The following is a 6,406-nucleotide window of genomic DNA, read 5'->3' as shown; positions in this document are numbered from 1 at the left end:
GGTCTGCGTCTGCGGTTCGGCGATCGCCGGCGGCGCGCTGCGGCGGCCGCTGTCGCTGCTCGGTGTCGCGAGCGTCGATTCGTCGGCCGACAGCTGCAGGTGCGTGAGCTGCGGCCGCAAGCCGGGTTCGATGCGGCTGACGGTGGAGTGGAAGTTGAAGCGCGCGCCCAGGCGCTGCGCCTCGGCGCGCATCAGCCCGGCGAACTGGCGGCAGTTGCCGACCTCGTCGTTCGGCAGGTAGAGGCCGCCGTGCAGCGGGGTGTCGGGGTTCAGCCCGGGTTCGACGCGCCGGCATTGCGCCGCATCGAGCGTCTCGAAGCGGATGCCCAGGTCGTGCAGCATCGCGATGYCGGCCTGCGCATGGGCCGCGTCGCGCGCCGTGCGCCACAGCACCAGGTAGCCGTCGGTGCGCTCGTACTCGAGCTGCAGCGTGGCGGTCAGCTTGTGCAGGCGGTCGCGGCTGAACAGCGCGAGGCGCTGCATGCGCGAGCGGTTCGCGCGGAAGCTGTGCAGGCTGCTGGCGCGCCACCAGCGCCACATCCAGCCGAGCGTCGCCAGGTCGAGCGTCGGGTTCACGCGCACCGGCGAGTGCTTGCTGAATAGGTGGCGCAGCACCTTGCCCGGCATGCCCGGGGCGGCCCACGGCGTCACGTAGCCGGGCGCGATCACGCCGGCGTTCGCGAAGCTGGTTTCCGCGGCCACGCTGCCGCGGCGTTCGAACACCGTCACGTCGTGGCCGTCGGCGGCCAGTTCGTACGCGGACGTGACGCCGACGATGCCGGCGCCGATCACGGCGACGCGCATCAGGCGGCCTCCGCGTCGGACAGCGTGCGCTCGATCGCGAGCGAGACGTCGAGCACGGTGTCGTCGCGCAGCGCGCTGCTCCACACCATCAGGCCGACCGGCATCTCGCCGGTGCGGTGGCAGGGCAGCGAGAGCGCGCAGCCGTCGAGCATGTTGACGACCGACGGGTTCCGCAGCAGGCGCGCGTTGGTCGAGAAGAAGGCGTCGTCGCCGGCCAGGTCGGACACGAGGGGCGCGACCATCGGCACGGTGGGGCTCAGCAGCGCATCGAACGGCGCGAGGCGCGGCGTCATGCGGGCGATCCAGCCTGCGCGGGCCTGCAGCAGCGCGATGTAGTCGGCCGCGCTCATGCGCTCGCCGCGGCGGATGCGCAGCGCGACGCGCGGGTCGTAGTCGGCTTCGCGTGTGCCGAGCAGCGTGCGGTGCCAGGTCCAGCTCTCGGCCGCCGGCAGGCCACCGGCGGCGTTGATGGCAGCCAGCTCGTCGACTTCGGTCAGCGTGATCTCCTGCAGGCGGGCGCCCGCACGGCGCAGCGTGGCGAGGCTGCGCTCGAAGGCCGAGGCCACCGCAGCGTCCAGGCCGTCGAGGAAGGCGCCGCCGGGCACCGCCAGCGTCAGTGCGGAGGCCGGGCGCTGCGCCAGCGTCACGCGGCGCGCCGACAGCAGTTCGTGCAGCAGCACCGCATCGCGCACCGAGCGGGTGATCGCGCAGGCGGTGTCGAGCGAGGTCGACAACGGGATCGCGCCGTCGAGTGGCGTCAGGCGTGCGGTGTTCTTGAACCCGACCAGGCCTTGCAGGGCGGCGGGAATGCGGATCGARCCGCCGGTGTCGGAGCCGAGCGCGGCCCAGGCGGCGCCGCTGGCGACCGAGGTCGCGCCGCCTGCGGTCGAGCCGCCCGGGATGCGCGCTTGCGGGTCGAGCGCGGCGGTGGCTGCATTCAGCGGCGTGCCATGGTGCGGGTTGATGCCGACGCCGGAGAACGCGAATTCGGTCAGGTTCGTGTGGCCGATCAGCGCGGCACCGGCGGCGCGCAGCCGGGACACCGCCGTGCAGTCGCGCGCTGCGGGGGGCGCGTCGGCGAGCGCGCGCGACGCGCCGCTTGTCGGATGGCCGGCCACATCGAACAGGTCCTTGATGCTGACGGCCAACCCGGCGAGCGGCGGCAGCGGCAGGCCGGCGGCGGCCTGCGCATCGATGCCGGCCGCGACGGCCTGCGTGCCGGCGAAGCGGCGGATGAAGGTGTGCCGGTTGACGGGGAGGTCGGCGGCGGCCTGGCTGCGCGCCAGCGCGTCGACGGCGGTCGAGCGACCCAGCTGGATCTCGCTGACGGCAGCGGTGAGGTCAAGAGGCATGGAGAGGGGAGGAGGCCGTGCTACACTCTACGGGTTTATCTGAATGCAATCCCTCTCTCGTACCGAGAGAGGTGGCGCAGCAGAAAACAAATCGCGAATCCGGCTGTTGAAAGGTGTTGCAGAGGTCTCAAAACCTTGCAATTCGAGACGGATTCTAGAACCAACCTTTGGAGTTCACATGACCATCACCATGCGTGAGATGCTGGAAGCCGGCGTCCATTTCGGCCACCAAACCCGCTTCTGGAACCCGAAGATGGCCCCGTACATCTACGGCCATCGCAACAAGATCCACATCATCAACCTCGAGAAGACGCAGCCGCTCTTCAACGACGCGTTGAAATTCATCCGCCAGTTGGCAGCACGCCGCGGCACCATCCTGATGATCGGCACCAAGCGCCAGGCTCGCGAAGTCATCGCGACGGAAGCCCGCCGTGCCGGCATGCCCTTCGTCGACCAGCGCTGGCTGGGCGGCATGMTGACCAACTTCAAGACGGTCAAGGGCTCGCTGAAGAAGCTGAAGGACATGCAGGCCCAGATCGAAGCCGGCACCGAGATCCGCATCAAGAAGGAAGCGCTGATGTTCCAGCGCGACCTGGCCAAGCTCGAGAAGGACATCGGCGGCATCCAGGACATGAACGCGCTGCCCGATGCGATGTTCGTGATCGACGTCGGTTACCACAAGATCGCCGTTGCCGAAGCCAAGAAGCTCGGCATCCCGGTGATCGGCATCGTCGACTCGAACCACTCGCCCGAAGGCATCGACTACGTGATCCCGGGCAACGACGACTCGTCGAAGGCCGTGGCGCTGTACGCCAAGGCGGTGGCCGATGCGATCATCGACGGCAAGGCCAACGCGAGCAACGAAGTGGTGCAAGCCGTTTCGGCCGAGGGCGATGAATTCGTGGAAGTCAGCGAGAACGCCTGATCCCGATGCCCCTGCCCGCTGAAAGGCGAGCGCACAAAGGGGCTGTCACAGCCCCTTTTTTTCAACCCGAGATCATTCGGCGCCCGGCCTCCGGCGGGGCGCCCAGCACACGGAGATTCAAGATGGCTGCAATCACTGCAAGCATGGTCGGCGAACTGCGCGCGAAGACCGACGCCCCGATGATGGAGTGCAAGAAGGCGCTGACGGAAGCCGGCGGCGACATGGAAAAGGCCGAAGAGCTGCTGCGCGTCAAGCTGGGCAGCAAGGCCGGCAAGGCCGCGTCGCGCATCACGGCCGAAGGCGTCGTGACGGCGGCGGTCGTCGGCAACGCCGGCGCGCTGGTCGAGGTCAACTGCGAGACCGACTTCACCTCGAAGAACGACATGTTCCTGAACTTCGCGAAGGCCTGCTCGCAGCTGGCCGCCGAGAAGAAACCGGCCGACGTGGCTGCGCTGTCGGCACTGCCGTACTCGCAGGACGGCTACGGCCCGACGCTCGACGACGTCCGCAAGGGCCTGATCGGCACGATCGGCGAGAACATGACGATCCGCCGCTTCAAGCGCTATGAAGGCGCCAAGCTGGCCAGCTACCTGCACGGCACCCGCATCGGCGTGCTGGTCGAGTTCGAAGGCGACGAGACCGCCGCCAAGGACGTCGCGATGCACATCGCCGCGATGAAGCCGGTGTCGCTGGCCTCGTCGGAAGTGCCCGCCGAGCTGATCGAGAAGGAACGCGCCGTGGCCGCCGGCAAGGCTGCCGAAGATGCGAAGGCGGCCGAGGCTGCCGGCAAGCCGGTGCAGTCGGCCGAGATCGTCGCGAAGCGCATCGAAGGCTCGGTGCAGAAGTTCCTGAAGGAAGTCAGCCTGCTGAACCAGACCTTCGTCAAGAACGACAAGCAGACCGTCGAGCAGATGCTCAAGGGCGCGAACACCACCGTCAAGGGCTTCACGCTGTACGTCGTCGGCGAAGGCATCGAGAAGAAGGTCGACGACTTCGCCGCCGAAGTGGCCGCGCAGGTCGCGGCCGCCAAGGGCGGCTGAGGCGAGAGAGACAGCGAGAGGCGGCGGGGCGCTCACGAGGCGTCCTGTCGCGGTGGTTAGACTTCGGCGCCGCAAGGCTTGACCAACTCGGGGAGAAAACCGCATGCCGGCGTACAAGCGAATCCTGCTCAAGCTCTCGGGCGAAGCCCTGATGGGCGACGATGCCTACGGGATCAACCGGGCCACCATCGTTCGCATGGTGCGCGAGGTGCAAGAGGTGACGCAGCTCGGCTGCGAGGTCGCCGTCGTGATCGGCGGCGGCAACATCTTCCGCGGCGTGGCCGGTGGCTCGGTCGGGATGGACCGCGCGACCGCCGACTACATGGGCATGCTCGCCACCGTGATGAACTCGCTGGCGCTGGCCGACACGATGCGCCAGGAGGGCATGACCGCCCGCGTGATGTCGGCCATCAGCATCGAGCAGGTCGTCGAGCCCTACGTGCGGCCGAAGGCGCTGCAGTACCTCGAGGAAGGCAAGGTCGTGATCTTCGCGGCCGGTACCGGCAACCCGTTCTTCACGACCGACACGGCCGCTGCGCTGCGCGGCGCGGAGATGGGCGCCGAGATCGTGCTGAAGGCGACCAAGGTCGACGGCGTCTACAGTGCCGACCCCAAGAAGGACCCGAGCGCGACGCGCTACAGTCAGATCAGTTTCGATGAAGCCATCACCCGCAACCTGCAGGTGCTGGACGCCACGGCCTTCGCGCTGTGCCGCGACCAGAAGCTGCCGATCAAGGTGTTCAGCATCTTCAAGGCCGGTGCCCTGAAGCGGGTGGTGATGGGTGAGGACGAGGGCACCCTCGTCCACGTGTGAGCGTTTGAGGAAACCRACATGAGCATCGCCGACATCAAGAAGACGGCCGAGCAGAAGATGGGCCGGACGATCGAATCGTTCAAGGGTGAACTGCAGAAGATCCGCACCGGCCGGGCCCACCCGGGCCTGCTCGACCAGGTGCAGGTCGACTACTACGGCTCGATGCTGCCGATCAGCCAGGTCGCCAACGTGACCCTGCTGGACGCCCGCACGATCACCGTGCAGCCCTGGGAAAAGGGCATGGGCGCGAAGATCGAGAAGGCCATCCGCGAATCCGACCTGGGCCTGAACCCGTCGTCGCAGGGCGACCTGCTGCGCGTGCCGATGCCCGCGCTGACCGAAGAGCGCCGCCGCGACCTGACCAAGGTCGTGCGCAACGCCGGCGAAGACGCCAAGATCGCCACGCGCAACCTGCGCCGCGATGCCAACGAGCATGCGAAGAAGCTGCTGAAGGACAAGGAGATCACCGAAGACGACGAGCGCCGCTCGCTCGACGAGGTGCAGAAGCTGACCGACCGCACGATCGCCGAGATCGATCGCCTGATCGCCGGCAAAGAAGCGGAGATCATGGCCGTCTGACGCGGCCGTGAAAGCAGCATCGTTTCCTCCCTGTTTTCCCGCTCGACCCCTGTGGACACCGTAGCCCGCGTTCCACGCCACGTGGCCATCGTGATGGACGGCAACGGCCGCTGGGCCAAGAAACGGCTGATGCCGCGCTTCTTCGGCCACAAGCAGGGCGTCGATGCGCTGGTGCGCACCGTCGAAGCCTGTGCCGACCGCGGCATCGAATACCTCACCGTGTTCGCGTTCTCGTCCGAGAACTGGAAGCGGCCGACCGAAGAGGTGTCCGGGCTGATGAGCCTGGTGCTGGTCGCCGTCTCGAAGTACCTGGCCAAGCTGGCGGGCGAGGGCGTGCGCATCCGCATCGTCGGCGACCGCTCGCAGGTGTCCGACAAGGTGCGCGCCGCCTGGGACGAGGCCGAGCGCACCACCGCCGGGAACCGGCGCATCACGCTGTCGGTCGCATTCAACTACGGCGGCCGCTGGGACATCGTGCAGGCCTGCCAGCAGGCCATCGCGGCCGGCGTGCCGGCGCACGAGCTCGACGAAGCGAAGCTCGGCAGCTACATGGCGATGAATTTCGCGCCCGATCCCGACCTCTTCATCCGCACCGGCGGCGAGGTGCGCATCAGCAACTTCCTGCTGTGGCAGGTGGCGTACTCCGAACTGGTGTTCAGCGACTGCCTGTGGCCGGAGTTCGGCACCGTGCAGCTCGATGCCGCGCTGGCCGACTACGCGAGCCGCGACCGCCGCTTCGGCCGCGTGAACAGTGCCGACGTGGCGACCGAGGCGGGGGCCTGAGCGTGCTGAAGCAACGCATCATCACCGCCGTCGTGCTGCTGCTCGTGCTGCTGCCGGCGATGTTCGCGCCGATGGCGTGGCCGTTCGCGCTGATCACGCTGCTGATGAT

At 68.0% G+C, this 6,406-nt stretch carries 7 protein-coding genes; 5 read left to right on the top strand and 2 right to left on the bottom strand.

Features of this window, described 5'->3' with window-relative positions:
* Both AC1D12_RS21225 and AC1D12_RS21220 read right to left on the bottom strand, forming a co-directional pair.
* A partial coding sequence (locus AC1D12_RS21225) for an FAD-dependent oxidoreductase (RefSeq protein WP_477842679.1) occupies positions 1–804 on the bottom strand: 804 nt, incomplete at its 3' end.
* On the bottom strand, positions 804–2,156 hold the full coding sequence (locus tag AC1D12_RS21220) for an amidase (RefSeq protein WP_477842677.1): 1,353 nt from the start codon (positions 2,154–2,156) through the stop codon (positions 804–806). The genes AC1D12_RS21220 and AC1D12_RS21225, both read right to left, overlap by 1 nt.
* 178 nt (positions 2,157–2,334) lie before the next feature.
* Here AC1D12_RS21220 and rpsB point away from each other — a divergent pair, with 178 nt between their 5' ends.
* The 5 genes from rpsB (at position 2,335) to uppS (ending at position 6,297) form a co-directional block, all read left to right on the top strand.
* The gene (gene rpsB / locus AC1D12_RS21215) at positions 2,335–3,081 is read left to right on the top strand and encodes a 30S ribosomal protein S2 (RefSeq protein WP_477842675.1); all 747 of its coding nucleotides are present in this window, start codon (positions 2,335–2,337) and stop codon (positions 3,079–3,081) included.
* Positions 3,082–3,203: 122 nt separating this feature from the next.
* Positions 3,204–4,121 (top strand): translation elongation factor Ts, encoded by a 918-nt coding sequence (tsf, locus tag AC1D12_RS21210; RefSeq protein ID WP_477842673.1) that lies wholly within the window; start codon positions 3,204–3,206, stop codon positions 4,119–4,121.
* Positions 4,122–4,224: 103 nt separating this feature from the next.
* The gene (gene pyrH, locus AC1D12_RS21205; protein WP_047502555.1) at positions 4,225–4,935 is read left to right on the top strand and encodes a UMP kinase; all 711 of its coding nucleotides are present in this window, start codon (positions 4,225–4,227) and stop codon (positions 4,933–4,935) included.
* An 18-nt stretch (positions 4,936–4,953) separates the two neighbouring features.
* Positions 4,954–5,514: a ribosome recycling factor gene (gene frr / locus AC1D12_RS21200; RefSeq protein ID WP_047502558.1), complete on the top strand. Its 561-nt coding sequence runs from the start codon at positions 4,954–4,956 to the stop codon at positions 5,512–5,514.
* 51 nt (positions 5,515–5,565) lie between these two features.
* A complete protein-coding gene (gene uppS, locus AC1D12_RS21195; protein ID WP_465112318.1) occupies positions 5,566–6,297 on the top strand; it encodes a polyprenyl diphosphate synthase in 732 nt (243 codons plus the stop codon).
* The last annotated feature ends 109 nt before the right edge of the window (positions 6,298–6,406 follow it).

It is taken from the genome of Rhizobacter sp. P1_G5, from assembly GCF_056405435.1.
This window is presented reverse-complemented; position numbering and strand designations above follow the sequence as displayed.

Bases quoted from the DNA above. Each gene is read 5' to 3' on its own strand.
- tsf (WP_477842673.1), top strand. From the start codon at position 3,204: ATGGCTGCAATCACTGCAAGCATGGTCGGCGAACTGCGCGCGAAGACC.
- pyrH (WP_047502555.1), top strand. From the start codon at position 4,225: ATGCCGGCGTACAAGCGAATCCTGCTCAAGCTCTCGGGCGAAGCCCTG.
- frr (WP_047502558.1), top strand. From the start codon at position 4,954: ATGAGCATCGCCGACATCAAGAAGACGGCCGAGCAGAAGATGGGCCGG.